Raw genomic sequence first — 24,870 nt, 5'->3', positions numbered from 1 at the left:
CAGCGGATGCGCGTTCTCGCTTGCTGGTGATGACGGTCGATGAACTGGCCGTCGGGTACCGCCTGGCCGGTGCTGATGTGATGGTCGTCGCCGATGCCGAGGCGGCAGGCACCAGACTCCGCGAACTCCTCGACGAGGGCGTGGAGGTGGGCGTGATCGCGGTGCATGAACCGTTCTACACGTCCCTCGACCCGCCGCTACTCCGGCGTATCGAAAGAACCCTGCCCCCACTCGTGGTCGCACTCCCCTCCGGGGAGCGTCCGCACGGCGACTCCGGACGGCGAGAACAACTCCTCCAACGGCTGTGGCAGGCAGTCGGTTACGAAATCACATTCGACTCAGAAGGCCGGTAATGAACACACAAACCCTGACCGACGCCGGAACCCTATGGCGGGTCGCCGGCCCCGTGGCCGAGGCGATAGGCCTCCACGCCCGGCTCTACGACGTCGTGCTCGTCGGCACGGCCCAACTCCCCGGCGAGGTGATCCGGATCGACGGCGAACGCTGCGTCATCCAGGTGTACGAGGACACCGCGGGCCTCGCGGTCGGCGAACCTGTCGTGAATACCGGCCAGCCGCTCCAGGTCGAGCTGGGGCCGGGGCTGCTGGGCCAGATCCTCGATGGGACGCAACGACCGCTGAGGGAGCTCGCCAGGCGCGGCGACAACCCGTATGCTGTCGCGACCATCGCGCGCGGGGCCCGCGCAACAGCGTTGGATCGCGAGCGCAGGTGGGACTTCTCGCCGGCGGTTCGCGAGGGTGACCAGGTGGGGTCGGGCGACCTGCTCGGAACTGTGCCGGATGCGGCGATGGCGCACCGTGTTCTGGTGCCGCCGGGAGTGAGCGGAATCGTTCGCAACCTGCGCACCGGCCTCCTGCGAGTCAGCGAACCGGTCGCAACGGTCGGCGACGAGGAAGTGGCGATGCTGCAGTACTGGCCCGTGCGCCAGGCTCGGCCGGCCTCGCAGCGACTCGCTCTCGAGGTGCCCCTCGTGACCGGCCAACGCGTCATCGACACTCTTTTCCCCATCGCTCGGGGTGGCGCAGCGGCGATCCCGGGAGGGTTCGGCACGGGCAAAACCGTGCTCGAACAGTCGCTCGCAAAGTGGTCGACGGCGGATGTTGTCATCTACATCGGCTGCGGCGAACGCGGCAACGAGCTGGCAGAGGTGCTCGAGGAGTTTCCGGCGCTCGTCGACCCACGCACGGGGACGTCGCTGATGCAGCGAACGGTGCTGATCGCGAATACGTCGAACATGCCTGTGGCCGCCCGTGAAGCGAGCATCTACACCGGGATCACCATTGCGGAGTTCTTCCGCGACCAGGGCTTGCATGTTGCGCTGATGGCCGACAGCACCAGCCGCTGGGGGGAGGCGCTGAGGGAGGTGTCGAGCCGCTTGGAAGAGATGCCGGCGGAGGAGGGCTACCCGGCCTACCTCGCCACCCGCCTGGCTGAATTCTACGAACGGGCCGGCGCCGTCCGCTGCCTCGGTGACGAGAATCGGACAGGTTCAGTCACCGTCATCGGAGCGGTCTCCCCGGCTGGCGGAGACTTCTCGGAACCCATCACCCAGCACAGTCTGAGATTGGCCGGGACATTCTGGGCCCTTGACACCGCGCTGGCGAGGCGTCGTCATTTTCCGTCGATCAACTGGACTCGCAGCTACACCCTCTACCAGCTCGACGGATGGTTCGCCGACGAGGTCTCCGCGGACTGGCCAGTGTTGCGGGCGTGGGCGCTGGACATGCTGCAACGCGAGACATCACTGCTGGAAATCGTGCAGCTCCTCGGAGCAGACGCGCTTGCGGCGCCACAGCGCGTGGTTCTCACCATCGGGCGGCTGCTCCGAGAGGATTTTCTGCAACAGTCCGCGTTCGACGAGGGCGACGCATCCTGTTCGCTCGCCAAGCAGCACACGATGCTCACCGCAATTCACGCAGCGCACGATGCACTGGCGACGGCAGTCGAGCGCGGGGTGGCGCCGGACACCGCGTCGGCCGTTCCAACGCTGCTCGAGATCGGGCGCATGCGCGCCTGGCCCGAAGCCGAAATGGCTCAGCTCTCGAAAGATCTGACCGCTCGCATCCGTACCCAACTTGAGGAACTCCGATGAAATCCACAGTGCCCGAAGCCGGCCCCACCCCGAAGCTCTCCATCGACCACCGAACGGTCACCTATGTGTCCGGCCCGCTGCTCATCGCCGAGCAGGCGCAGGGCGTCGGCTACGACGAACTGGTTGACGTCATCGCGCCCGACGGAGACGTACGACGGGGTCGAGTGCTCGAGGTAAGCGGCGACAAGATGACCGTGCAGGTGCTTGAGGGTACCCGCGGTCTTGACCGTCAGGGGACTGTCGTCCGCACCCGTGGTGCTTTCGCCCGACTGCCTGTCGGACCCGGCCTCATCGGGCGGATCCTCGACGGTGCCGGCGTACCGATCGACGGCGGCCCCCCGCTGCTGGCGGTAGCCGAGCGCGACGTGAATGGGGCGCCGATGAACCCGGTTGCGCGCGATCACCCCTCCGAGTTCATCGAGACCGGCATCTCGGCGATTGATGGCCTGAACACTCTGGTGCGCGGTCAGAAACTTCCGATCTTCTCCGGCTTCGGCCTGCCCGCCAACGAATTGGTGGTGCAAATTGCCGCGAGTGCGCGGGTGCTCGGAAGCGACGAGGACTTCGTGGTCGTCTTCGCAGCGATGGGGGTCACGCAACGCGAGGCTGCCTACTTCCGTGGTCAGTTCGCCGACAGCGCCGCACTCGAAAGGACGGTGCTCTTTCTGAACCTCGCCGACGACCCGACGGTCGAACGCCTGCTGACACCCCGAGCTGCGCTGACGGCCGCCGAGTACCTCGCGTGGGAGGAAGACCGCCATGTGCTTGTTATCCTCACCGACATCACCAACTACTGCGAGGCGCTTCGTGAGGTGGCCGCGGCTCGTGAGGAGATTCCGGGTCGGCGGGGCTATCCGGGATACATGTACACCGACCTTGCGTCGTTGTTCGAGCGTGCCGGGCGAGTGCGTGGCCGCCGGGGATCGGTTACCCAGCTGATGATCCTCTCGATGCCCGACGACGATATCAGTCACCCCATTCCCGATCTGACGGGCTACATCACCGAGGGACAAATCGTGCTGTCGCGGGATCTCCATCGGCGAGGCATCAGCCCGCCCATTGACGTTCTGCCCTCGCTGAGCCGGCTCATGAACGCTGGCATCGGTGCGGGGCGCACCCGGGAAGATCACTCAGCGGTCGCCGACCAGCTTTATGCCTGCTTTGCGAGAGGTCGGGAACTGCGCCAACTCTGCTCGATCGTCGGCGAGTCGGCCCTTTCGGAAGAGGATCGGCGGTTTCTGGCCTTCGCCGAGGACTTCGAGCAGCGTTTTGTCGGCCAGTCCGGTGTGTCACGCACGCTCGTCGAGACTCTCGACCGTGCGTGGGAGCTACTCGCTCGCTTTCCTGCGGCTGAACTCAAGCGGGTCAAACCGGATATTCTCGCGCGCTACCACCACTACAAGGATGAAATGGCGGAGACATCATGAGCACTGTTGTGGGCAAAACGGTCGCCTGGCACGACCAGGAAGTCGCGGTCGTCATAGCCGGATTGCAGACGAATGCGACTCGGGGCCTTGACGAGAAGATCGCCGTTCATCGCCTGGAGGAGTCCGGCTACAACGAACTCGAGGAGCGCGCCGGTCGGTCGGTGTGGAACATTCTGTGGGAACAGGTGTCATCCATCCTGATCGTGATCCTGGTCGTGGCCGCCGGCTTGGCTGCGGCCCTGGGCAAGGCCATCGACGCCACAGCCATCATCGCCATTGTCGTTCTGTTCGTTGTTCTCGGGGTCGTGCAGGAGTACCGTGCGCAGAAGGCGATCGCCGCGCTGAAACAAATGGCAGCGCCAACCGTGCGCGTCGTGCGTGACGGCCAGGTCCGTGAGCTATCGGCGCGCGAACTCGTGCCCGGCGATCTCGTGCGCTTGGAGACCGGATCCGTGATTCCGGCCGATGTGCGCATCGTCGAAAGCATCAATTTGCGCACCCAGGAAGCCGCGCTGACGGGGGAATCCGAACCGGTCGACAAGACCACTGACCCGATTCCGGGCACCGACATTCCTCTCGGAGACCGCACCAATCTGGCCTTCCTCGGCACCTCCGTAACCTACGGGCGAGGGTCTGCCATCGTCGTCGAAACGGGCATGGCCACCGAACTCGGACGCATCGCCAACCTGATCCAGGAAGTCCCGCAGGAGAGAACGCTTCTGCAGAAACGCCTCGACAAGCTGGCGAAGCTTCTCGCCGCCGTTGCCGTCGCAGTCGCCATTCTCGTTTTCCTGACCGGCCTTCTCCGCGGGGAGGAGACCTCGCTCATTCTCCTCACCGCGGTCTCGCTCGCCGTGGCAATCGTCCCCGAGGGTCTGCCGGCTGTGCTGACCTTCACGCTGGCCCTCGGCGCCCAACGGATGCTCGTCCGCCGGGCGCTGGTGCGGCGGCTTGCCGCGGTGGAGACTCTCGGCTCCGTCACCGTCATCTGCTCGGACAAGACAGGCACGCTGACCGAGAACCGGATGACCGTGACTGTGCTCGAGACGCCGCGCGACAGCTTCGACCTCGCAGCGGGCGCGACCCCCGAACTCAATGATGACGGTCAGGTTCTGCTCGCTGCCGCAGCCCTCTGCAACGACGCGGTCCTGGACCGGCGATCTGAACATCCTGAAGCCGTCGGCGATCCGACCGAGGGCGCCCTCGTGCTCGCGGCGGATCGGTTCAGCATGAGCAAGGAAGATCTCGACTCGGGACTACCGCGAGTGGGCGAAGTGCCTTTCGACTCGACCCGAAAACGCATGACGACACTGCACCGCACCCCTGAGGGTGGTTCCCGTCTTCTTGACACGCTGATGACGGTTGCAGAGGGTGCTCCCTTCCTCGCCCTCGTCAAAGGTGCCGGAGATGGTATCCCAGAGCTCTGCAACCGGATCGTGCAGAACGGGCGTGTCCGCCCGCTGGACGACGCAGCTCGAACTCGGTTCAGCGCCTCCATCGAGCAGATGACCGAAAAAGGCCTCCGAGTGCTTGCCGTCGCCGCACGCGGCCTCGAGGAACTCCCACCGTCGGGGAAGGGGGAGGAGGCCGAGCAGAGTCTCGTGCTGCTCGGGCTGATCGGGATGGTTGATCCTCCCCGCTCGGAAGCTCGGGATGCCATCGCGCGCTGCGCGACGGCAGGAATACGCCCCATCATGATCACCGGCGACCACCCCCGCACGGCGCGTGCCATCGCCGTCGATCTCGGCATCGCCGAACCGGACGGCCTCACCCTGACCGGGCGCGAGCTCGAGCAGATGGACAGCGAGACATTGCGCATCGCAGTGCGCACCACCTCCGTTTTCGCGCGAGTGTCTCCCGAGCACAAATTGCGCATCGTCGAGGCGCTGCAGGCCAACGGCGAAATCGTGGCGATGACCGGTGACGGGGTGAATGACGCGCCGGCACTCAAGAAGGCCGACATCGGTGTGGCTATGGGATCAGGAACGGATGTCGCCAAAGAGGCCGCCGAGGTCGTTCTGCTCGACGATAACTTCGCCACTATCGTGGCCGCGGTTGAGGAGGGGCGGGTCGTCTACGACAACGTGCGCCGTTTCGTGGGCTTCTCGATTTCAGGCAACTTCGCGAAAGTGCTGATCGTGGCAATCCCGCCGCTCTTCGGACTGCCGCTGTATCTTCTCCCGATCATGATTCTGTGGTCCAACCTGCTCACGGATGGCCTCTTGGGGCTCGGGATGGGCGTCGAGCGGGCCGAGCGGGACACGATGCGACGGCCTCCCTTCAAGCCGACCGAAAGCATCCTCAGTCGCGGCATCGGGACTCAGATCGCTTGGCTGGGTCCGGTGATCGGGGGGGCGCTGATCGCAGTAGGTTGGGTCGTTTGGTACAGCGCGGGCGGCGACAGCGGCTCGATCACTCCCGAAGCCGAGGCCCTCCTAGCGACAATCGTGTTCACGAGCCTCGCCTTCATTCAACTCGCGCGAGCCCTCGCCAGCCGTTCGTTCGTCGAGCCGGTCTGGCGAACGGGGCTGCGCGGCAACAGGGTTCTGGTGAGTATGATTCTGGTCGCGCTCGTCCTGCAACTCGCCGTGGTCTACCTGCCGTTCGCCCAGGAAATCTTCGGCACCGTACCTCTGAGCCCGGCCGAACTGGCGGTCGGCGTTCTTCTGGCGCTGGGTCTTCTCGTGATCATGGAGGTCGACAAAGCGTTCCGGCGGCGCGCCGTGCGCAAGAACTCCGCGAACGATGTTCCGGAGCAGAACCCACATCACCGCGGCCCGAAGTGAGCCATTCTGATGGCTGATCGGGACCGCACAGCGGTCCGTGCCCGTGACCCGGGCACGGCCCGGGGCCACCGAGGCCGAACGTTTGCCCTGTTCGGGCTGCCGCTGCTGGCCGTGGCCGGTGTGCTCGCCGTCTCGCTCGTCATCCCCGGGTCGAACACCTGCAGGGGACCCGTCCCCGGCTGCGGAACGCTGCGCAACGCCGGACAGATCCCGATGGACATTCAGGCGGCAGGTGGCACAGCCGACGTGGGCACCGTGACGGTGCAACCGAGGGAGCGGGTGCTGCTGTTCGGGACTGTGAGTGAGGTGCGGGTTGATGCGGGGCAGTGCCTGATCGTGGAGGGTGGACCGTTCTGGAACGCCCGCACCGACATCGACCGGGTGGCAGAGCCGAACGGGCTGTGGCACGCGATCGATGATTGGGGCGCACGGGTCCACCTCCGCGACGGGCCGTGCCTGGAGTAGACGTGACGCGGCCGTCACCGGCCCGACAGACGGCGTGCACGCCCGGTGAGCCGAGGTACGAGACGCACGAGGATCACCATGCCGACCAGCTCCACGAGCGTCTGGGTCACCACGGCCAGTGCGGCCACGGACAGGGACTCCGCTAGCGCAAGCGCCAGAGGGAGCACCACCAGGGAATTGCGGGTGGACCCGCTGAAGACGAGCGCGCGGGTCGCCGGCACGTCCAGGCGTGCGAGTCGACTCGCTGACAACCCGACGACGACCATGATGACCGGAAACGCGATGTACAGCGGCACCACCAGCAGAAGCGAGGCAATCCGCGTGCCCACCGCCGCGATCTGGGATCTGCTCAGCTTCGATTGCCCGGCCGAACCGGTGCCGACGGCCAACCCATTGAACCGTGACCGCAACCAGCAGGGAATCACGATCAGGACGGGGAACGCGTCGAGGAACGGCTCGATCTCGATCATCGAGAGGTGTTCGGGCCGGCGAACAGCAGCAGGTAGATGGGAAGTAGAACAATCTGCAGAAGCATCAGCAGAGGTGTGGCCGCCAGGAGTCGTTCACGTGTGGCCAGCAGCGCTTCTAGGTATGCACTTGATAATAGCGCCAGCCCACGTATTTGGTAGCGCGGTTCTTGACGATGTGGTGCCGGCCCGTGTTGGGCGAGAGGATGAGGTGCAGGGCGGCGTCGACGGAGTCTATGGTGGGCGATTCGGCGCTTTCGGCGAGGCTGATCACACGGGTATCTGGCTCCATTCGGGCGTCGGGTCGCGAAAAAAATCAAGAGTTCCCGAGACCTTTGGTGAATCCCAAACTTCGCTCTGACCCTTCACTGGTGTGAGAGCGTTTTGCGGCTCGTCATGGCCACGAATTCAGCGTCGTAGAGGGATTCCCAAACGGGGTCTTTCGCGCTGTGTATGTATGTCTTCGCGCGGCTGTTGAGCCAGTCGCCACCCCACCCGCCGGAGCAAAATGCATTCGGTCCAAGGCTTCCCCTTCATTTTTGGTTTTCCGATCGCGGCCACCGGCTGACCACGTGAGTGTGGCGCGCGAAAACTCTCCAACAGTCTTTGAGCGCGAGCTGGCAGAAATTCGAAGTAGGGCAGGATGGTCTGATGAAGATATACAACCCTCCACGTACGAATCTGCAGGCATCCAATGTCATTCTCGGGATGATGAGGATCTCGGACATGGACGATGAGGAGATCCGCGCTCTCGTCGGCACCGCGCGGGATGCCGGCATCAATTTCTTTGATCACGCCGATATCTACGGTGGCGCGCACGGCTGCGAAAAGCGGTTCGGTGACGCGGTCACGTTCACGGACGCAGAGCGTGAGGCGGTCATCATTCAGTCAAAGGTCGGCATCCGTCAGGGCTTTTTCGATTTCTCCAAGGAGCACATCCTCCGCTCGGTCGACGAGTCTCTCGCGGCGCTGAACATCGACTACCTGGATATCTTGCTGCTGCACCGTCCGGACACTCTGGTCGAGCCCGAGGATGTTGCTGCGGCGTTCGACGCGCTGCACGCCGCGGGAAAGGTGCGCAACTTCGGTGTCTCCAACCAGACGCCCGGGGTGATCGAACTGCTGAAGCGTTCGGTCAACCAGCCGCTGGCCTTCAACCAGGTGCAGCTGAGCATCACCCACGCGCCGTTGATCGCGCAGGGAGTTGCTGCCAACATGGCAGGGCTGGACCAGTCGATTGACCGCGACAACGGGCTCCTCGAGTACAGCAGACTGAACGACATCACCCTGCAGGCCTGGTCGCCGTTCCAGAGCGGCATCTTCGACGGCGTGTTCGTGGGCGACCGGGAGAATTACGGCCCGCTCAATGACGCCCTCGATGACATCGCCGCCGCCCACGGGGTCACGCCGACGGGGATCGCGGTCGCCTGGATCACCAGGCACCCGGCCAACATTCAGGTGGTCCTGGGGACGACCAAGCCCGCGCGAGTGGTGGAGTCTGCCGCAGGGTCCGGAATTCCGCTCAGCCGTGAGGAGTGGTACCGCCTCTTCACGACCGCTGGGCATGTCCTCCCATAAGCAGGAGCGCTCCACATCGTCTTCCTGACCCCAGATGCAGGTAACCCCGGCGGCCAGCGACGCGATGAATTGCACGAGGGGGTCGTGCAGCTTGTCGGCCGTGCCGCCGGGAATTACCCGCCTACGCTACGTCGACAATGATGACCCGAGAAGGGCGTGCCGTCCGCAAGGTGGACATCACGCCAATGAGGTCGTCGGCGAGTTCAGGTGGTGAGCGCAACACACTGAGTTCTGTGGGGTGTTGTTGATGGCTCGACCGTTGTCGCCTTTGAGCGTTCGTTTGTCGCTTTGGGAGGAGGTGGACGCGGGGCTGTCGGTGGCCGTCGCGACGCAGGCTGCGCCGTTCGACGACCTGGGATCAGGGAGCGGAGATATCCCGACACCAGGAAATCACCATCGCGACCGGGATGTTCGTCTCGGTCTGAAACTGCAGATATTCAGCCATTTCCGAACCTGGTCCCAGGTCGATGATTTTCGTAGGTGCGCCGGCAGCCCTGACATGGCCTGACCGATGCGTTCACGGACGGTGGCGGCGTCGCGTTTGCCGTTCAGGTGCACGAGCAAGAGCATGAAGTGGTGCGTTCCACGAGGGTCGCAATGGCTGAACGGTTAAAGGTTCCGCAGACGAGGTCGCCTTCCCAATGGCCGGGAACCAGTCTGTTGTCGACCTCAGCGGGGCGCTCGCTTAGCAGCGGGCCGGAGAACCTCGAACGCCGTTTCGTCGTGTGACGGTGGGTCGGACGCCCGCGCCGCCCGGTTCGGTGGTGACGGGCCATTCCCTGGGACAGCCCGTTTGCGTGCGGCGAATACAGAGCCCGATAGATACTTTCGTGCACGACGTTCATCTTGGGCTGTCCCGGAAAATCGATCCGCAGCTGGTGACTGATCTGCCTGGGTCTCCACTGTTGAACGCGGGCAGCAGTTGCGCCTGTGGAGATTCCTTCAGCTAGTCGCCATTCACACGGTTTCCGGGGAGATCATCCGCAGGGATGGTCTCCCCATCGCGTTTACTCCACGGGAATTCGGTTCTCCTGACTGGAAATGCGGGTGGTTTGGTTGTTCCTCAGCGTGCCGCGTACTGTTTACGATTTTGGCGGTCAAGGTGGGGAAATATTTGGAGTGGAACGGAATCACTTGGCGCGATGACGGCCGCCAAGAGATCGAACGCCTCCTGGCCACCAACAACTTCCCCGAATTCACCGGTCGGCTCTGTCGGTTAAGCGCGGCTGAAACGCACCCGCCAGAGCTCCGGGCCTCGTTCGATGTAGCTCACGTCGAAAGTGTTTGGCTGGCTCTGCTGAAGTTCCGCCAGCATCCGTTGGGGGTCGTGCGGTTCGATCACGTCCAGGGCGAACCCCGGCACAACGGCGTCGAGCGCGCCGAAGATGGCCGCGTGCCGGATGGCGTGCGGGATGGTGCGGGCGTCGAGCACGATGGTGTCCGTCCCCTCGGTCGTCCCGTCACGGCCCCCATCTGCCGTCGGCTTGCCGAGTGCAATCGGCGGAGGACGCCGCGCCGGAGCGATGAGCTTCGCCACGGTGAGCAGGATGACCGCGTCTTCGACAGCCTCCAGCGAGTTGCGGCCCGGCGGCATCGTGATCAGGTCCCCGCGCCATCCAGACCACGATGCGCCACCCGAGGTGAGAACGACCCGCCCCTCGAGGACCTGCACGGTTGCTTCAGCCAGGTTGTCGTGTTCTCCAAGGCGTCGCCCGGCACGGAGCGCGATCAGCGTTTGCCGGAGGACGTGCACGTGGCCGCCGTAAACGGTCTCCGCGCTGCGACCGCTGGATGCGTCCCGTGCGTGATTGAGATGGTGGCGCACGAGTGCGGTGAGCGACTTCTTTTGCATGTCGTTCTCAACTTCCATTTCCCTCATGCTCCGCTACCGCTGTGCGCGTGTCAACGGTGCTGTGATTGCCGCGCGTGGCTGGTCGGTGCCGCCCGTTCTCAGTTCCCAGCCGGCCACGCTGCCAGCGCGTGGAGTCTGCTGATTTTCGAGGATCTCATGCTTGTTGATCTCCGTTTTCCGCGCGGTCTAGGCGCATAGTGCCGCGGTTGGGTTGAAGGTCAATTAGATGGCGAAGGGGTGGTCCGTTGGCTTGGGGAGGGCAGCTGCGTCTCACCTCCAAGAAACGATCGACGGCTGCTGCTGCGGCGCGACCTTCAGTGAAGGCCCAGACGATGAGCGACTGTCCCCGGCCGGCATCACCGGCGACAGACACGCCCTCGTGGCTGGTCTGGTATTCACCGTCACATGCGATATTGAGATCGGTCGGGCACTGGGGCGGTTACCGTCACAGAATGAAAATTTGCCGCAAAATGACACTGCGCGGGCCTATTTGGTTTCCTCAGGAACGGCGGCTCCGCGCGCGCTCCGGGTGCGCAGCCACGGGATGAGGCCACCGACGAGGAGCATCTCGATCTGCCGGGTCGAGAGTTCGTGGCGCACGGAGTAGATCTCATCACGGGTTATGTTGCGCACGAGGATCTCCGTTCCGTTCGAGAGAGCCTCACGAATCCCGTCGAGCACGAGCACGTCATCCTGCGCGATGCGATCGTGATCGGCCGCATCCGCGAACTGGAGCGCCAGTGCGCCGAAGTTGGCCAGGTTCTGCCAGTGGATGCGTGCGAACGAGACCGCCAGCACCACCCTTAATCCTAGGAAGCGCGGGGTGATCGCGGCGTGCTCCCTAGAGGAGCCCTGCCCATAGTTGGCACCGGCGACGATCATGTGGCCGGTCGTATCTCGGGTTTGGGCAGCGCGAGTCGGGTAGGTCGGGTCGACTTGGTCGAAGGTGAATTCGGCGAGCTTGGGGACGTTGCTGCGGAAGGGGAGCACGCGCGCACCCGCCGGCAGGATCTCATCCGTCGAAATGTCATCGCCCACGATCAGGGCGACAGGTGCCTCGATGTGCTCGGAGAGCGGTCCGAAGACCGGCAACGAGGAGATGTTTTCGCCCTTGACCAGGTGCACCGCCATGGATTCCTCCGGCGGTAAGGGCTTCTCGAGCATCGCCAGGTTCACGCTCGACACCGCCGGAAGTGTGATCTGGGGATATTCCAAGCCGAAGAGCCCGGGCAGGTCCCGCGGATCGGTGATCTGTCCCGTCAGCGCGGCGGCGGCCCCCGTCTCCGGCGAACATAGGTAGACCGAGTCTTCCTGGGTGCCCGAGCGGCCGGGAAAGTTGCGCGGCATCGTGCGCAGGCTGATGCTGCCATTCGCTGGGGCCTGGCCCATGCCGATGCAGCCCATACAGCCGGACTGATGCAGTCGAGCCCCCGCCCCGATCAGATCCAGGGTGGCCCCCATGATGGTCATGTCCTGCAGAATCTGCCGGGAGCTGGGATTCACGTCGAGGGACAGGCCGGGGAATGACTGCCGCCCCTTCGTGATCGCGGCCACGATCGCGAAATCGCGCAGGCCCGGATTCGCGGACGACCCGATCACGACCTGTCCCACCGGGCGCCCCGCCACTTCGCGCACCGGCACGACGTTGCCGGGCGAGCTGGGAAGCGCGATCAACGGCACGATCGAAGCCAAATCGATCTCCCCGGTCACGTCGTAGGTCGCATCCTCGTCCGCGAGCAGTTCGGTGAAATCCTGCTCGCGCTGTTCGGCGCGCAGGAAGGTTTGCACCTGAGCGTCGGCCGGGAAAACGGTGGTGGTCGCGCCCAGTTCGGCGCCCATATTGGCGATCACGTGCCGATCCATCGCGGTCAGGGTGGCGAGGCCGGGGCCGTAGTATTCGATGATCCGGTTGACGCCGCCCTTGACGCCGTGCCGGCGCAGCATTTCGAGGATGACGTCTTTGGCACTGGTCCACGGCGGCAGTTGTCCGGTGAGCTTCACGCCCCAGATTTCGGGCATCCTGATGTACAAGGGCTCGCCGGCTATGGCCAGGGCCACCTCGGTGCCGCCGACGCCGATGGCCAGCATCCCCAGCGAGCCGGCGGCCGGGGTATGGCTGTCGGAGCCAACCATCGTCTTGCCGGGGATGCCGAACCGCTGCATATGCGTGGGGTGCGACACCCCGTTCCCGGCCTTCGAGAACCACAGGCCGAACCGCTGGCAGGCGGAGCGGAGAAAGTCGTGGTCCTCCGCGTTCTTGCTGTCGGCCTGCAACAGGTTGTGGTCGACGTACTGCACGGAAACCTCCGTGCGCGCGCGATCCAGTCCCAGCGCCTCCAACTCCAGCATGACCAGGGTCCCGGTCGCGTCCTGGGTGAGGGTCTGGTCGATGTGCAGGCCGATTTCGGTCCCCGGTACCATCTCCCCGGAGACCAGGTGCGACGCGATGAGTTTCTGGGCGACGTTGTATGCCACGGTGAGCTTCCTTACTCGATAGCGGTGCCCGCCGACATACGGCGGTAGCGAATTGGCCTCCGGGGCATTCCGCTCGTCCCCAAGGTAGGCCACTCGTGGCGCTGGGGCTAGCTTTTCCAGGGAGAATGGACGTCCTCTGTACTGGAAAGATGGACCGGGAAGACGGGGCTTTGGGAGGGGGTGGACGCGGGGCTATCGGTCGCCGTCGCGGCGCAGGCCGCGGGGGTGTCGCGTCCTACTGGGTATCCGTGGTTAAGCGAGCATCAGAAGGTGCTGCCATCACCGGTTCAGGATTTCAGTGTCGCCCGTGTCGGACTTTGATCGTTGCGAGATCGAGAAGAGATCGGATTCCAGCTCGCCCGGGGTCACGGGGTGCGTCGCATCGCAGCGGCACTGGGCCGGGCGCCGTCAACGATCAGTCGGGAGGTGACCAGAAACCAGGTCGCCGGCCGCTACGTGCCCTCGCTCGCGCAGGAGCAGACCTGGGCAAGGGCTCGGCGGCCAAGAGCCAGGAACCTGGACGGATTAGCGTTACGGGAACAGGTCACCGTGATGCTCACTGATCGGTTCAGCCCGGAACAGGTTGCGGGTCGACTGAAAGTCGAGCATCCGAAGAATCTGGAGATGCAGGTGTCACACGAGACGATCTACCAGGCCCTCTACGTTCAAGGTCGTGGATCGTTGCGCTTGGAAGTTGCCGCCGCGTTGCGGTCAGGGCGGGCAACACAGCGACCGCAGAGGCCGGAGGGTCCCACCAGAGGCCGTAGGGTCCGGGATCCTCGAGAACGTTGCCGCCGAGCTCAACCGCCGGCCCCGCACACGCCACGGCTACCGAACGCCCGCAGAAGAGCTCGCCATACTAATCTCGAATTGAACAAATCAAACCGGTGTTGCACACACCACCTGAATTCGCCGCCCGGGTGAACCGAGACCACGCGGATGCTCGCCGAGCCGATACGGTCACGCGCAGGGGAACCATTCCGAGATTGCGTTGGCGGAACGGCGATGCGCGATGAATCGGCGGGTCACTTCAGCGATCGCATCTGCAAGCGGGAAGATGTTTTCCGTTACGAATTGGTCGTCGTGGTCGGCGGCAACGGGATGCCAGTAAACGCCGTCGGCGGTGATCGTCACCTCGGGTATGAGCGAGTCAACGGTCAGTTCTATGCCGGATTCAGCGACTCCGCGGTGGGCGAGTGCGCGGATTACCTGGTCGTCCCGCAGGATACCGAGAGTATCGAGAAAGGCGTGAAACGGCGCGAGTTCGTGCATCTGGTCGGCCGGCAAAGTGGCTGCGACCTTGACTCGAAATCCCTCGTCGTGTGCGATTTGGATGCCCGCGACGGCCCTGGCCCAGGACCCGGAGCCGCGGTGGCTGTCATGGATCTCGGATGTGGCAGAGTCGAGACTGATCTGCAGCACGAGCTGGGAGCGGTCCATTCGACGCAGGCGCTCGCGCCGCCTGCCGTGAAAAAGCATGCCGTTGGTGAGCAACGTCGTGGGCAGTTTGTTCGTGCAGGCATTGACCAACTCGTCGAGGTCATTCAGCAAGAACGGCTCTCCGCCGGTGAGGATGAGCTCTTTGACGTCGGCATCTGCAGCCTCGTGCGCGATCTGCCGGACTCGATCCATTCCGATGGCTCTCCGCTCTGCCTTCGGAGACGACCGAACGCAGCAATAGTCGCAAGCCAGATTGCAATCGAAATTGGTATATACCCAGACCCGGGATCCTGGGAGCTGACCGGGATCGAGCCCGGCGAGCGGGTCGGGCGAGCGGCCGTGGAGCACGGTGATGGCCGACCCCACCATGCTGACGATCTCATTCCCACTCGAAAGGCACCACGCTGAGATGAGTTCCAGGGCGGCCTCCCGATCGCATGTCCCGAAGTCGACAGAAGCCGTACGGCCTGTTGCCACCCGGCTCACGTTCTCGACCAGGTCGAGGAGCAGGCCCGCGCCTACCGGAGGGCTCGCGGTCACCATCGGTCCGATACTTTCTGTTCCCGCACGGCCGCGATGAGCGAGGCATACCCGTCAAGTTTCGGCGACACCCACGCCCGCAGGCCTTCCATCTCGAGGATTCGCTGATGTTCGAGGTTCTCCCAGTCCATCGCGAATAGGTTTGCCACCCACTCGTCCGACCGGTCGATCGTCAGCGACGGCATGGCGGTGAAGGTGCAGTGGCTGTACTCGGGGGAGATCCAGAAGGACTCGAACGCGCCGGGGAGGAGCTCACCGCGACCGATCGCTTGCCACGTGTTGATGCCGATCGCCGCAGCATCCGCCCGATCCTCGAGCACCGCGCGAAGGGCGTCGAGTTCGCTCCTGCCAGTATCACCGTGTTTCCCGACATCGCTATTGATGCGAGTGAGATCGACATCCGTTTCGCCGATCCCCGCCTCACGCAGGAAATGTACGGGAAGGATGGCGGCTTGCGCTGAATCGCGTGACCCCAGGGCAAGTCGACGTCCACGAAGACTCTCCAGCCCGGTGAAACCGCTGCCTGCTCGGGCGACGAACACCGTCTGGAACACAAGGTCCGTATCCCGGGACGCGAGTGCACGGCATGCTCCATCCGTCTGGGCGACAGTGCGCACCCAGGCCAGGTTGGTATTCCACGCGAGATCGATTGTTCCCGTGATGAGGGAGTCCACCAGACTCGCATAATTTGAGAACAGCATGAAGTCGATCGGCGTTGAGGTCTCGGCGAAGTAGTCTCGCATCCCTTCCCAGATGGGTACGACATTGGGAGAGTACGCAACGGAGCCGATGATCAGGGGCGCACTCACGCTGCAGCACCCGTAGAGGCAGTGTCACGAGTTTGGGCGGCGGGTGCCGCGACGGTTTCCGGGGCGTCGAAAAGTGGGCGGCCAGTGATCGCCCTGCCGTAGAACTCATAGAGCACATCGGATGTCGGAGCCATCACGTGGCCCGCGCGGGCATCGCGAAAGTACCGATCTATTTGCAGGTGCTCCGAGAACGCCGCACCGCCGCAGACGCGCATCGCGGCATCCGTAATTCGCAGTGCGGCATCGTTCGATGATGCCTTGCTGCCGAGCACGAATAGGGGGGTATCCTCCTGCGGGTCAGCCACGCGACCAGCGGCCCGATCAAGGTACGCGCTCGCATTCGCGAGATCGATTGACATCTTCGCCAACTGCGCCCGAATTGTCGGTAGCGCTGACAGGCTTTGGTCGAGATGCTCCAGCCGGGTTCCCACCGTATGCCTCACCGCTGCGTCGACGGCCGCACGGCTGAGCCCGATAGACACAGCCGAGTTGCCGAGATTGAACCACGGCAAAACAGAACTCATCATGAGCCCGAATCCGCTACCGGCCGTCCCGAGACGGAATCCCTCGGAAGAATCCATGTCGATGGTCATCGGGCTCGAGGAGTTCCCACGCAATCCCATACCGCTCCACGGCCGGTCAACGCTGAGCCCCGGGCTATCTGCCGGGACCGCGAACAGGTCGACGGTCTCGGCATCCGCAGTCCCGGTAGAGATGATGTAGACATCCGCGTGGCCTGCGGAGGTCACCCAACTCTTTTTCGCCGAAATATGCATTCCGTCTGACGTCGAGGTCGCGCGCGACACCGGAGTCCAGAAGTGTGAGCGGGAACCCGCTTCAGAGAACGCGAGGGAGGCAAGAGAGCGACCGCTGGCGAGATCCTCGAGGAGTGCGGGCATCCCCGCTGGCGGTGCGGCTGCGACGGGCATGGAAGCGCTCACATGCATCAGATAGATCATGGAGGTCGACCCGCACGCTCCCGCAAGCTGGCTGATGACCTCGACGAGCTCGCGTGGCCCCGCACCAAGACCACCAACCTCAGTGGGCAGAGTGAGTCCGAGCAAACCGGACTCGCGCAGGGCCGCGACGGCCTCATGTGGAAAACGCCCATCCGCATCTACTGCGTGGGCGTGAGTTCGTGCAACGTCGAGCACGGGCTGAACGCGTGAATTCAGGTCCATTACGGCTTACCTTTCGTCGGAATCGTGGGTGCGAATGAGCGAACGGACAGCGCGGGCGAGCATGAGAAGCCCGAGGCCGAGACCACCGGTGACCGCCATGGTGGAGGCGTCGCCCCCCAGCGGCCTGAAAGACGCCGCGAGCCCTGCGAGTTGCACGAGCGCGGCGACGGTCAGCAGAACACCGGCGGCAGCGTAGAGCGCGGGGCGCCGAGTGGCACCGCCGGCGATGGCGAGTGTGCCACTCACAAGTAGAACGACAGCACCAGTTGCCCCGATGTGCACGAAGTCGAATTCGGTCGGAAGCTGGGCGCCGAACACAAAGCCCGCAAACACAAGTGAGGCCAGGCCGAGAAGGACGCTAGCGCGGTCGAAGGCGCTCGATCCGGCTGGTGATCGCCTCATGACAGCCTCATCATCAGTCGGGCCGCGCGCCCTGAGGATTGCACCCACTGCTGGCGAAGGAGACCGTCGATTCCATAGCTTCGCCCAGCTGCGGTCGCGAAGATCGCGAGGTGAGCGAGCGCCATGAGATAGTACGACCAGTGCCATTCGTTCGGGGCGAAAAGTACTGAAAGCGTGATTGCCAGGGTCTGGCCGATGCCGACGACAGCCCAGAAACGCGTGGCGAGGCCGATGAGCAGAAAAGCCCCGAGTCCGCCTTCGACGAGGAGGGTGAACCACCCGAAGACCTCGATATTGGGCAGGATGACGGCTTCGACGAGTGAGGAGTAGGGCGGTAGAACAGGATGGGCGATCGCCTGGCTCGCCCAGAAGTAAAGTCCGTTCTCCTGTGCTCGGCCGAAGTCCGGAGGGATCTTCCAGGCGACATTCTGGATCCACATCAGTGCCACACCGACGCGGAGCACCGCGACCATAACCCCTGTCGCACGGGAGACGGGAACCGCGACAACCGGCGCATCATTGACTCGGGACATGAGAACCGTTCATCTCCAGCATCCAAGCGGCACGGAGAGCAAACCGCAATACCGAGAAGATGGAAAATCCCAAAAAAAAACTTCCCATCGAAATCCCATCATCTGCCCGCCCGTGTTGTGCCATCCTTTCGAAAATGGCCTCTGACGCGCAGGCCGAGACAAAGCGACTGAAGCAGCAAATCGTCGAGTTGGACTATTCAGTCACGGTAGGCGCTTGCTTCGGACGGCCGCTATTTCTGCGTTGGCGGAGCAGTGCCCACGCTTCTGGGGTCGCGACGATCGGCGTTGCGCTTGGCCTGCTGACCGGGCGCCGGATGGGCGTCCCTGCCCTCAGACAAGGGTGTGCGCTCGGCAAGGTGGTCGTCACTCCGCAGGGGTCAAAACCGGCGACCTGACGCTCACACGTTCAGGACTTGCCCAACCGTCGCACCGCCGTCGGCGATGAATTCGGTGCCGGTGGAGTAGGTTGCGTCGGCGACCAGGTACAGAATCAGCTTCGCCACCTCCTCAGGCTCGCCAATGCGCGGGATCGGCTGCCCCGCGTACATCTCCAAACTTTCCATACCGGCGGTCATCGGTGTACGGATGCCGCCCGGGTGCACCGAGACTACGCGGATGTTGTCAGCGCCGAGATCCAGGGCCGCGGCTTTTGTAAGTCCGCGCACTCCCCACTTGCTGGCAACGTAGGCGCTCAGGTTGGAGTAGCCCATGATTCCCGCGGTGGACGACACGTTGACGATGACGCCTCCGCCGGCAGCTTTCATTGATTCAGCGACCGAGCGGATGCCTAGAAAGACTCCGGTCAGATTGATGCCGATGACGCGGTTCCACTCCTCCAACTCTGTGGTGGCAACAGGCGTGAACGCGACGATTCCGGCGTTGTTGATGAGGATGTCAATGTGACCGACGGTGGAGTCGACGTCGGCCACCACCTGCTTCCACTGCGCCTCGTCTGCCACGTCGAGGTGTCGGTAGACGCCGCCAATCGAATCCGCCAGCGCCTGTCCGGCGTCATCGGCTATGTCGGCCACGATGACCCGGGCTCCCTCTGCTGCCAGCAGCGTCGCATCCGCCGCGCCCATACCCACGGAACCGCCTGTCACCAGCGCGATCCTGCCGTCGAGTTTTCCCATGATCGGTCTCGATTCTGTTTTTCTCGCCCCGCTCGGGTCGCAAGACGAACGTCTCGCCACAGTAGCCACGTTCATTGGCAGCGGGCTACCTTGGCGCCATGCGAAAACTCTTCGTCTCGGCACGAGATCAAGAAATAGAAGTGGAAGTATGCTTCCCTGACGATGAGCGTCAGGACGAGCGGGGGGTGTGGAGCGGAGTGCCAATGTTGCTCTGGCCCGCATGATAAATTCGATTGTTCCGATACCGGAGCATGACAGCACGCAGAACATCGTCGAGAGGCTCAAGCATGAGCGAGAAACTGAGCTTCCGAGTCCGACGCCTCAATAAGAAGCATCGGACCGCTTTCGTCGCGTTGTTCGCTGAACATCCGCAGGCCGAAGTCGATGACGCGCCTGAGACCTATTTCGACGACACCATCGAACTCCAAATTGAGTCCATGGCTTTGGCCCTCGTCGCCGAAACCGATGACGGCCGGCTTCTCGGCGCTCTTGTCACCGAACCGGACAGCTACGTTGACGAAAATCAGCTCGACGAAGACTCCACCGACGATGACATCGACGATGCAATCATCAGCGATCACGGCACCGCCGTCTTCGAGCTGCTGATCACCGGTGGATCCGCGCAGGTGTGCCGGGAACTCCTCAATACTCTCGCACCGGCCCTCACCACCCGCGGTTTCGCTCAGGTGCATGCCAGCGTCCCACCAGATCTCGCCGAGGTGTTCCGCGGTCAAGGCTGGGTTGTCCTGCCAGAAAACACGGGTATCGCCTGGATGGGCATGGACCAGTCAGACGAGCAGGTGCGCGACTATGAAGCGATCCCGAGCAGCTCGCTGGCCGCGTTCCTCGTGATCGACCCCAACGTGTACATGTCTTGGCCGTATGACGCTCCTGACAACCCCGAAGATGACGACTCTCGACAAGAGAACATCGCCACAGGCATGGAGGAATTCGCAGCCCGGGTAGACGCAGAAGCATCCTCAGATTCTTAGTGGATGACGGCGAGCAGCACGCCGACGCCCACGAGGCTCTCGTCAGGCCGCTACGCGGTCTGTCCGATTCCGTTCCAGAAAGTGCGACACTCCGGAAAAGATCGCGACAATGCTCAGGCCCAGAATGAGCCGGAACACGGCCGGCATTGACCGCACGATGCGCGCGCCGAGGCCGATCACCGCCAGGGCGCCGAGCGTCAAACCGGTCCCGAAATCGGGATCGAGACCCGCCAGTGCGATGAGCATGATCTCTGTGCTGAGGATCAGGTCGGTGCGAGTAGGGCCGAAGACGAGTTTTCGCTCATCCCGCGGTTCAGTGTCGTCAGCCTCATGGTGGGCGCCGAACCATTCGGTGACTTTCTCCGCACCCTCGAAGCAGAAATAGGTGCCGCCGATGATCAGCAGCCACGGCAACACCCATGGTGCGAATGCGGAAAGGAGCAGTGCGAGCGGGATGATGATGAAGTTGTTGAACAGGCTGCCGAGTGCGATCTGCCTGACAGCGTGGAGTTCGCGTGCCGGTGTGAAAACCCGAACGTACTGTGGGGTGACGGCCGCGTCGTCGATGATGATTCCTGCGGTCTTAGCACTCGCCGTGGGGGAGGCGGTAAGTACGTCATCGACTACGGCGAGCAAGCCGACCGAGATCTGGACCTCCTCGAATGGGGGCATCACCCTGGTGGGCGACGCAGTGCTGACCACAGTTCCGCTCGGCACGGGCAGGAGATGTCACAGCAGAACCGCACCAGCTGCTCGTCGCTGACGAATTTCGTAGGTCACCACCATCATGTGCGGCACGGTGAGCCCTGCCAGACCGATGAACACCAGCTGCAGGATCTGCTCGCTGAGAACGCCGCCGGGGCCGAACGCGACGAGGAAGACCGCTACCGCGAGGAGGGGGACCACGGTGTAGACCACGACCAGGAGGGCCGTCTGCCGTCCGCCGCCCCGCTCCTCCTGGAATCCTCCCTTCAAGTGCCGAAAACTGTGCAGTGCGCAGAAATACAGCACGAAGAAGACCAGCGGTTCTGTGGCCAGGCCGAGCACTGTGGCGAGCACGATCTCAACGCTCTCGCTCGGCCGGTGTCGCAGGGCGACCAGGGCAGCGATCATCAGACCTGCCACGGCGATCGGCCCGAGCCACTCCTGCACGCTGGCCACCACTGCGCCTCCGTCACCGGACAGCACCACGTAGATTGCTCTGACCTGGTCAGGATGCGACAGCGCCGGCACGGTGAGCAGCCCGAATCCGGCGAGAAAACGCAGCCCGACCGACCGGTCCGCATTCCAATCGGAGCCGAAGTGCAGCGCCGACACGAGCAAAAACGCGACCAGGCTCAGCACGGGCGCGACCAGCCAGAGCAGCACCACGCCGACCACGACCAGAATGTAGACCGCGTTGAACCCGGCGAAGCCCAGCGGAGTGCGCCACAGCCCAGCCCGGCGCGCGATCAGTGGATCGAGAGCGCCGTGGGGCAGGCCCAGCACACCGGCGAGGATGCCCAGTAGCACGATTTGAACCGTGGGCGAGGGCATGGGAATGCCCAGTCCGACCACGGCCAGAATGACCAGGGCCAGGCTGGAGAACACCACCGTCTCGGCGGGCACGCGCCGCCGCCGCGGCGTGACGCGGGCGGCCTCGCTACGGGGAGGAGTGGTCTGATCGGTCATCGCTGCACGCTGGTTTCTGTGGTCGGCGTCGGTCTGGTGGCCGGCAGGGTCTGTGCCGGGCTGAACGCCGCAGGCGCGGCCACCTGGGCAAGAAAAGGGGTCCACGGCAGGCTCGCGATGATGCGTGCGTAGTCCGTGGGTCGGGCGCCGTCGCTGAGAAAGCGCACCAGCGCGGCGGGGGCAACGCCGCGGGCGAGGGCGAAAAAATACTCCGCGGTGCGTTCCGGATGCGCCCGAACGGCCTGCAGAAAGATGCGATCGAAGGCGCGCCTCGCCCGAGGTTCGTCTGGGTGGCCCACCGCCCCCTGGCCAGCGAGCAGGCTCTCCGTGCAGAGTTGAGCCCAGCGCTGAATGCGCAGGAACCCGTAGCCCGAGGCAGCCCGCAGCGCCCCGCCGGCATTGCCGGCGTGCACGACCCCGGGGATCGGCGACGCCGTCTGCCGGCCCAGACCCATGGCCAGCACGCCACCCTCGGTGCGCACCCGGCGGGCGTCGGCCAGGCCGAGCCCGGTGAGTACCTCGTCGAGCTCGCCGACCAGGCGCTCCCGCTCTATCGGCGCCGTGCCGAAGCGGGTCCACTCCACGATCGCGCGGTTCCGGCCGAGCGGCAGGGCGTACACAAAGCTCAAACCCTCAGCGTCGGCGTCGAGCGACCCCATCAGCGTGACCTCGCCGAGCTCGAACGGCAACGGATGCTCACGCTCCAGTTCGAAGCCCACGAAGCTCTGGTAGAGCATCGACTCGGCGGCCCGTGGTCGGGTGTCAACCACCTGACGGGCCAGTAGGGGGCCCGCGCTCGTCTCAACCCGAACGCCGCCGGGGACTGCGTCGACCGTCTCGGCGTGCACGCCGAGGCGCAGGTCGACGTTCGCAGACTCGGCGATGTCGGCCTGCGCGCTCGCGTAGAAATCGCTGCCCCGAATGTACTGGTAGGCCAGCCCGGGTACCCGATGCCGAACGGTGAGGCCCGCCGCATCCGAAAAGGTCCAGGTCTTCCAGCTTCGTGAGACCAGGTGTGACAGGTCGTGCTGTTCCGGTCGCCAGAAGCACCAGCTGCGGTCGTCCTGATAGGCCGTGCGGGGTTCCAGCACCACGACGCGCAAACCGGAACGTACTCGGGCCAGCCGGGCGGCCAGCGTGAGACCGGCGAGTCCACCACCTAGTATCACGAGGTCGGCGTCCACGGCAGGCGTCATCTGTGCTCCTTGCGCTCGATCACGTCCGAGGTGCCAATGGGACGATCTTCGAACAGCCTAGTGGTCTTGGTATGTGATTTTTCGGCTGCTCACCCGGCTGCGAAAAACACCTTCAACCGGTGGTTTGGACTCCTCAGTGGAGGACCGCGAGCAGCACGCCGACAGCCACGAAGAGCACACCGAAGACACGGTTCAACACGCGCTGGCCGTGATCGTCGCGGGTGAATCGCGCGAATGAATGCGCTGTTCCGGCGAAGAAGAACCACATCACCAGAATGTCGATCGCAACGACGGTGGCCGCGACGATCAGATACTGGGTCGGCATCGGCCTGTCCACCCGGATGAACTGAGGCAGGAACGCGAGGAAGAACACGATCGCTTTGGGGTTGAGCATGTTCACCCACAGCCCGCGTCGGAACATCGACCAGCGGGGCTCATCGCTCAGGGCCCGGGTGCGCTCGCCATCGAGTTCCGGCTTGGCCAGAAACTGACGGATGCCCAGGTAGACGAGGTAGGCGGCACCCGCGTAGCGAATGACGTTGAAGGCGATCGGAGAACCGGCCACGAGCAGACCGACACCGAGTGCCACGATCACGATGTGGATGAGAAGCGCGGCCTGCTGGCCGAGGATTCCCCAGATGGAGCGGCGAAAGCCCGCGTTGAGAGCGTTGCTCATGGTGTTGATCGCCCCCGCACCGGGCGTGAAGCTGATCAGAGTGCCCGCGCCGACAAGGGCCACCCACAGGGAGAACTGCACCGGGACATCCTCGTTTCATGCTGATTGCGGCTTGCCAGCCGGCGACGGGGTCAGGCCGTTACGCGGTGGGACCGATTCTGCTTGCGAAGGCGCGAGATCCCGGACAGGGCCGCGACAATGATCAGGCCGAGAATGAGCCCGAAAACGAGCGACATCGCGGTGTCGGTGACCCAGGCAATGATGGGTCCGGCAGGTTCGACCGCCTGCGTCACGGCGTGCAGAACGTCGTAGGGAACGCTCCAGATCGTGTCGTTCAGGTTCACGATCACCAGGTGGCCTCCTACCCACAACATGGCGACCGTGCCGATGACGCTGATCACTCGGAACACGGCCGGCATCGATCGCACAATGCGCGCGCCGGTGCGTCTGACCCGTCGTACCGGGTGCTTCATCAGCGTCAGCCCGATGTCGTCGATCTTGACCAGCAGGGCGACCGCACCGTAGACGAGCGCCGTCATCCCCAGGCCGATCACGACCAAGGCGCCGAGCGTCATCCAGATGCCAAAATCGGGATCGAGACCCGCCAGTGCGATGAGCATGATCTCTGTGCTGAGGATGAGGTCGGTGCGAATAGCACCGAAGACGAGCTTTCGCTCATCTCGCATCTCAGTGTTGTCAGTGCCGTGATGAACTCCGAACCACTCGGTGACTTTCTCCGCACCCTCGAAACACAGATAGGTACCGCCGATGATCAGCAGCCACGGCAACACCCACGGCGCAAAGGCGGAGAGGAGTAGTGCGAGCGGGATGATGATGACGAATTTGTTGAACAGGCTACCGAGAGCGATCCGCCACACGATGGGAAGCTCGCGCGCCGGTGACAGTCCCTGAACGTACTGAGGCGTGACGGCCGCATCGTCGATCACGACGCCTGCGGTCTTCGCGCTAGCTTTGAGAGCGGCGGTGAGTATGTCATCGACAACGGCGAGCAGGCCGACGGACATCTGGTTCTCCTCGGATTCAGGGGCGTCGTCCTGGTGCAAGGCGACGGCAATGGGGTCAACATTACCGCGCGGCAGGGTGGGCACAGGCGCCTCCCAGACGGTGGAAAGA

At 64.1% G+C, this 24,870-nt stretch carries 25 protein-coding genes and 2 pseudogenes; 9 read left to right on the top strand and 18 right to left on the bottom strand.

What is annotated here, in order from left to right:
• Positions 1-29 precede the first annotated feature (29 nt).
• Genes CXY79_RS11885 through CXY79_RS11865 form a run of 5 tightly spaced genes read left to right on the top strand, consistent with a single transcriptional unit; the run spans position 30 to position 6,791 of the window.
• The gene (locus CXY79_RS11885) at positions 30-353 is read left to right on the top strand and encodes a V-type ATP synthase subunit F (RefSeq protein WP_158250282.1); all 324 of its coding nucleotides are present in this window, start codon (positions 30-32) and stop codon (positions 351-353) included.
• Positions 353-2,113, top strand: coding sequence for a V-type ATP synthase subunit A (locus tag CXY79_RS11880; RefSeq protein WP_104101635.1), 1,761 nt, complete (start codon positions 353-355; stop codon positions 2,111-2,113). The genes CXY79_RS11885 and CXY79_RS11880 overlap by 1 nt, the downstream gene beginning before the upstream one ends.
• Positions 2,114-2,121: 8 nt before the next feature.
• Positions 2,122-3,540 carry a V-type ATP synthase subunit B gene (locus CXY79_RS11875; protein WP_233191445.1) on the top strand — a complete coding sequence of 473 codons (1,419 nt, stop codon included), beginning with the start codon at positions 2,122-2,124 and terminating at the stop codon, positions 3,538-3,540.
• Entirely contained in the window at positions 3,537-6,326 is a 2,790-nt protein-coding gene (locus CXY79_RS11870; protein WP_104101630.1) for a cation-translocating P-type ATPase, read from the top strand. The genes CXY79_RS11875 and CXY79_RS11870 overlap by 4 nt, the downstream gene beginning before the upstream one ends.
• Before the next feature lie 9 nt (positions 6,327-6,335).
• Positions 6,336-6,791 (top strand): hypothetical protein, encoded by a 456-nt coding sequence (locus CXY79_RS11865; protein ID WP_104101628.1) that lies wholly within the window; start codon positions 6,336-6,338, stop codon positions 6,789-6,791.
• Between the two features lie 14 nt (positions 6,792-6,805).
• Here the strand turns inward: CXY79_RS11865 and CXY79_RS11860 are convergent, their stop codons facing one another.
• Both CXY79_RS11860 and CXY79_RS16030 read right to left on the bottom strand, forming a co-directional pair.
• Complete coding sequence (locus CXY79_RS11860) at positions 6,806-7,261, bottom strand: hypothetical protein (protein WP_104101625.1); 456 nt, start codon at positions 7,259-7,261, stop codon at positions 6,806-6,808.
• Positions 7,262-7,376: 115 nt separating this feature from the next.
• Positions 7,377-7,532: a hypothetical protein gene (locus CXY79_RS16030; protein WP_158250281.1), complete on the bottom strand. Its 156-nt coding sequence runs from the start codon at positions 7,530-7,532 to the stop codon at positions 7,377-7,379.
• A gap of 377 nt (positions 7,533-7,909) precedes the next feature.
• Here CXY79_RS16030 and CXY79_RS11855 point away from each other — a divergent pair, with 377 nt between their 5' ends.
• Complete coding sequence (locus CXY79_RS11855) at positions 7,910-8,836, top strand: aldo/keto reductase family oxidoreductase (RefSeq protein WP_104101622.1); 927 nt, start codon at positions 7,910-7,912, stop codon at positions 8,834-8,836.
• Positions 8,837-9,384: 548 nt separating this feature from the next.
• On the opposite strand, the gene CXY79_RS16990 is transcribed toward CXY79_RS11855, so the two are convergent.
• The 4 genes and pseudogenes from CXY79_RS16990 to CXY79_RS11840 form a co-directional block, all read right to left on the bottom strand.
• A complete protein-coding gene (locus CXY79_RS16990; protein ID WP_146068133.1) occupies positions 9,385-9,774 on the bottom strand; it encodes an IS30 family transposase in 390 nt (129 codons plus the stop codon).
• A gap of 278 nt (positions 9,775-10,052) precedes the next feature.
• A complete protein-coding gene (locus CXY79_RS16985) occupies positions 10,053-10,706 on the bottom strand; it encodes a DUF2249 domain-containing protein (RefSeq protein WP_158250280.1) in 654 nt (217 codons plus the stop codon).
• A 200-nt stretch (positions 10,707-10,906) separates the two neighbouring features.
• A pseudogene (gltD, locus tag CXY79_RS16535) lies at positions 10,907-11,103 on the bottom strand (glutamate synthase); the annotation flags it as partial.
• 71 nt (positions 11,104-11,174) lie between these two features.
• Positions 11,175-13,163 (bottom strand): aconitate hydratase, encoded by a 1,989-nt coding sequence (locus tag CXY79_RS11840; RefSeq protein ID WP_104101619.1) that lies wholly within the window; start codon positions 13,161-13,163, stop codon positions 11,175-11,177.
• A 324-nt stretch (positions 13,164-13,487) separates the two neighbouring features.
• On the opposite strand from CXY79_RS11840, the gene CXY79_RS16980 reads away from it, so the two are divergent.
• Positions 13,488-14,087: a helix-turn-helix domain-containing protein gene (locus CXY79_RS16980; RefSeq protein ID WP_104101616.1), complete on the top strand. Its 600-nt coding sequence runs from the start codon at positions 13,488-13,490 to the stop codon at positions 14,085-14,087.
• Between the two features lie 36 nt (positions 14,088-14,123).
• Here the strand turns inward: CXY79_RS16980 and CXY79_RS11830 are convergent, their stop codons facing one another.
• The 6 genes and pseudogenes from CXY79_RS11830 to CXY79_RS11810 form a co-directional block, all read right to left on the bottom strand.
• Entirely contained in the window at positions 14,124-15,089 is a 966-nt protein-coding gene (locus CXY79_RS11830) for a radical SAM protein (RefSeq protein ID WP_198411435.1), read from the bottom strand.
• 50 nt (positions 15,090-15,139) lie between these two features.
• Positions 15,140-15,952 (bottom strand): phosphate/phosphite/phosphonate ABC transporter substrate-binding protein, encoded by an 813-nt coding sequence (locus tag CXY79_RS11825; RefSeq protein WP_104101612.1) that lies wholly within the window; start codon positions 15,950-15,952, stop codon positions 15,140-15,142.
• A complete protein-coding gene (locus CXY79_RS16530) occupies positions 15,949-16,545 on the bottom strand; it encodes an acyl-CoA dehydrogenase family protein (protein ID WP_233191444.1) in 597 nt (198 codons plus the stop codon). The genes CXY79_RS11825 and CXY79_RS16530 overlap by 4 nt, the downstream gene beginning before the upstream one ends.
• Positions 16,546-17,133, bottom strand: a pseudogene (locus CXY79_RS16975) (acyl-CoA dehydrogenase family protein); the annotation flags it as partial. It abuts the gene before it with no gap.
• A 6-nt stretch (positions 17,134-17,139) separates the two neighbouring features.
• The gene (locus CXY79_RS11815) at positions 17,140-17,535 is read right to left on the bottom strand and encodes a hypothetical protein (RefSeq protein ID WP_104101606.1); all 396 of its coding nucleotides are present in this window, start codon (positions 17,533-17,535) and stop codon (positions 17,140-17,142) included.
• Positions 17,532-18,068 carry a DoxX family protein gene (locus CXY79_RS11810; RefSeq protein ID WP_104101604.1) on the bottom strand — a complete coding sequence of 179 codons (537 nt, stop codon included), beginning with the start codon at positions 18,066-18,068 and terminating at the stop codon, positions 17,532-17,534. The genes CXY79_RS11815 and CXY79_RS11810 overlap by 4 nt, the downstream gene beginning before the upstream one ends.
• A 59-nt stretch (positions 18,069-18,127) precedes the next feature.
• On the opposite strand from CXY79_RS11810, the gene CXY79_RS11805 reads away from it, so the two are divergent.
• The gene (locus CXY79_RS11805; RefSeq protein WP_146068131.1) at positions 18,128-18,463 is read left to right on the top strand and encodes a hypothetical protein; all 336 of its coding nucleotides are present in this window, start codon (positions 18,128-18,130) and stop codon (positions 18,461-18,463) included.
• Between the two features lie 3 nt (positions 18,464-18,466).
• Here CXY79_RS11805 and CXY79_RS11800 read toward each other — a convergent pair whose 3' ends face one another.
• Positions 18,467-19,201: an SDR family oxidoreductase gene (locus tag CXY79_RS11800; protein ID WP_104101598.1), complete on the bottom strand. Its 735-nt coding sequence runs from the start codon at positions 19,199-19,201 to the stop codon at positions 18,467-18,469.
• A 287-nt stretch (positions 19,202-19,488) separates the two neighbouring features.
• Here CXY79_RS11800 and CXY79_RS11795 point away from each other — a divergent pair, with 287 nt between their 5' ends.
• Complete coding sequence (locus CXY79_RS11795) at positions 19,489-20,193, top strand: hypothetical protein (protein ID WP_104101595.1); 705 nt, start codon at positions 19,489-19,491, stop codon at positions 20,191-20,193.
• A 42-nt stretch (positions 20,194-20,235) separates the two neighbouring features.
• Here CXY79_RS11795 and CXY79_RS11790 read toward each other — a convergent pair whose 3' ends face one another.
• From CXY79_RS11790 to CXY79_RS11770, 5 genes are all read right to left on the bottom strand, one after another.
• A complete protein-coding gene (locus tag CXY79_RS11790; protein WP_233191450.1) occupies positions 20,236-20,865 on the bottom strand; it encodes a DUF808 family protein in 630 nt (209 codons plus the stop codon).
• 57 nt (positions 20,866-20,922) lie between these two features.
• Positions 20,923-21,864 (bottom strand): Brp/Blh family beta-carotene 15,15'-dioxygenase, encoded by a 942-nt coding sequence (locus CXY79_RS11785; protein ID WP_104101593.1) that lies wholly within the window; start codon positions 21,862-21,864, stop codon positions 20,923-20,925.
• Positions 21,861-23,060, bottom strand: a complete 1,200-nt coding sequence (locus tag CXY79_RS11780) for a lycopene cyclase family protein (protein ID WP_104101590.1) — start codon at positions 23,058-23,060, stop codon at positions 21,861-21,863. The genes CXY79_RS11785 and CXY79_RS11780 overlap by 4 nt, the downstream gene beginning before the upstream one ends.
• A gap of 133 nt (positions 23,061-23,193) precedes the next feature.
• The gene (locus tag CXY79_RS11775) at positions 23,194-23,817 is read right to left on the bottom strand and encodes a LysE family transporter (RefSeq protein ID WP_104101588.1); all 624 of its coding nucleotides are present in this window, start codon (positions 23,815-23,817) and stop codon (positions 23,194-23,196) included.
• 50 nt (positions 23,818-23,867) lie between these two features.
• The gene (locus CXY79_RS11770) at positions 23,868-24,761 is read right to left on the bottom strand and encodes a DUF808 domain-containing protein (RefSeq protein WP_104101726.1); all 894 of its coding nucleotides are present in this window, start codon (positions 24,759-24,761) and stop codon (positions 23,868-23,870) included.
• Between the last annotated feature and the right edge of the window lie 109 nt (positions 24,762-24,870).

Origin of the sequence: Cryobacterium sp. M96, assembly GCF_002929845.1 — a bacterium.
Classification (GTDB): domain Bacteria; phylum Actinomycetota; class Actinomycetes; order Actinomycetales; family Microbacteriaceae; genus Cryobacterium; species Cryobacterium sandaracinum.
Note: the sequence above shows the minus strand (reverse complement) of the source record. Positions and strands in the feature narration are given on the sequence as shown.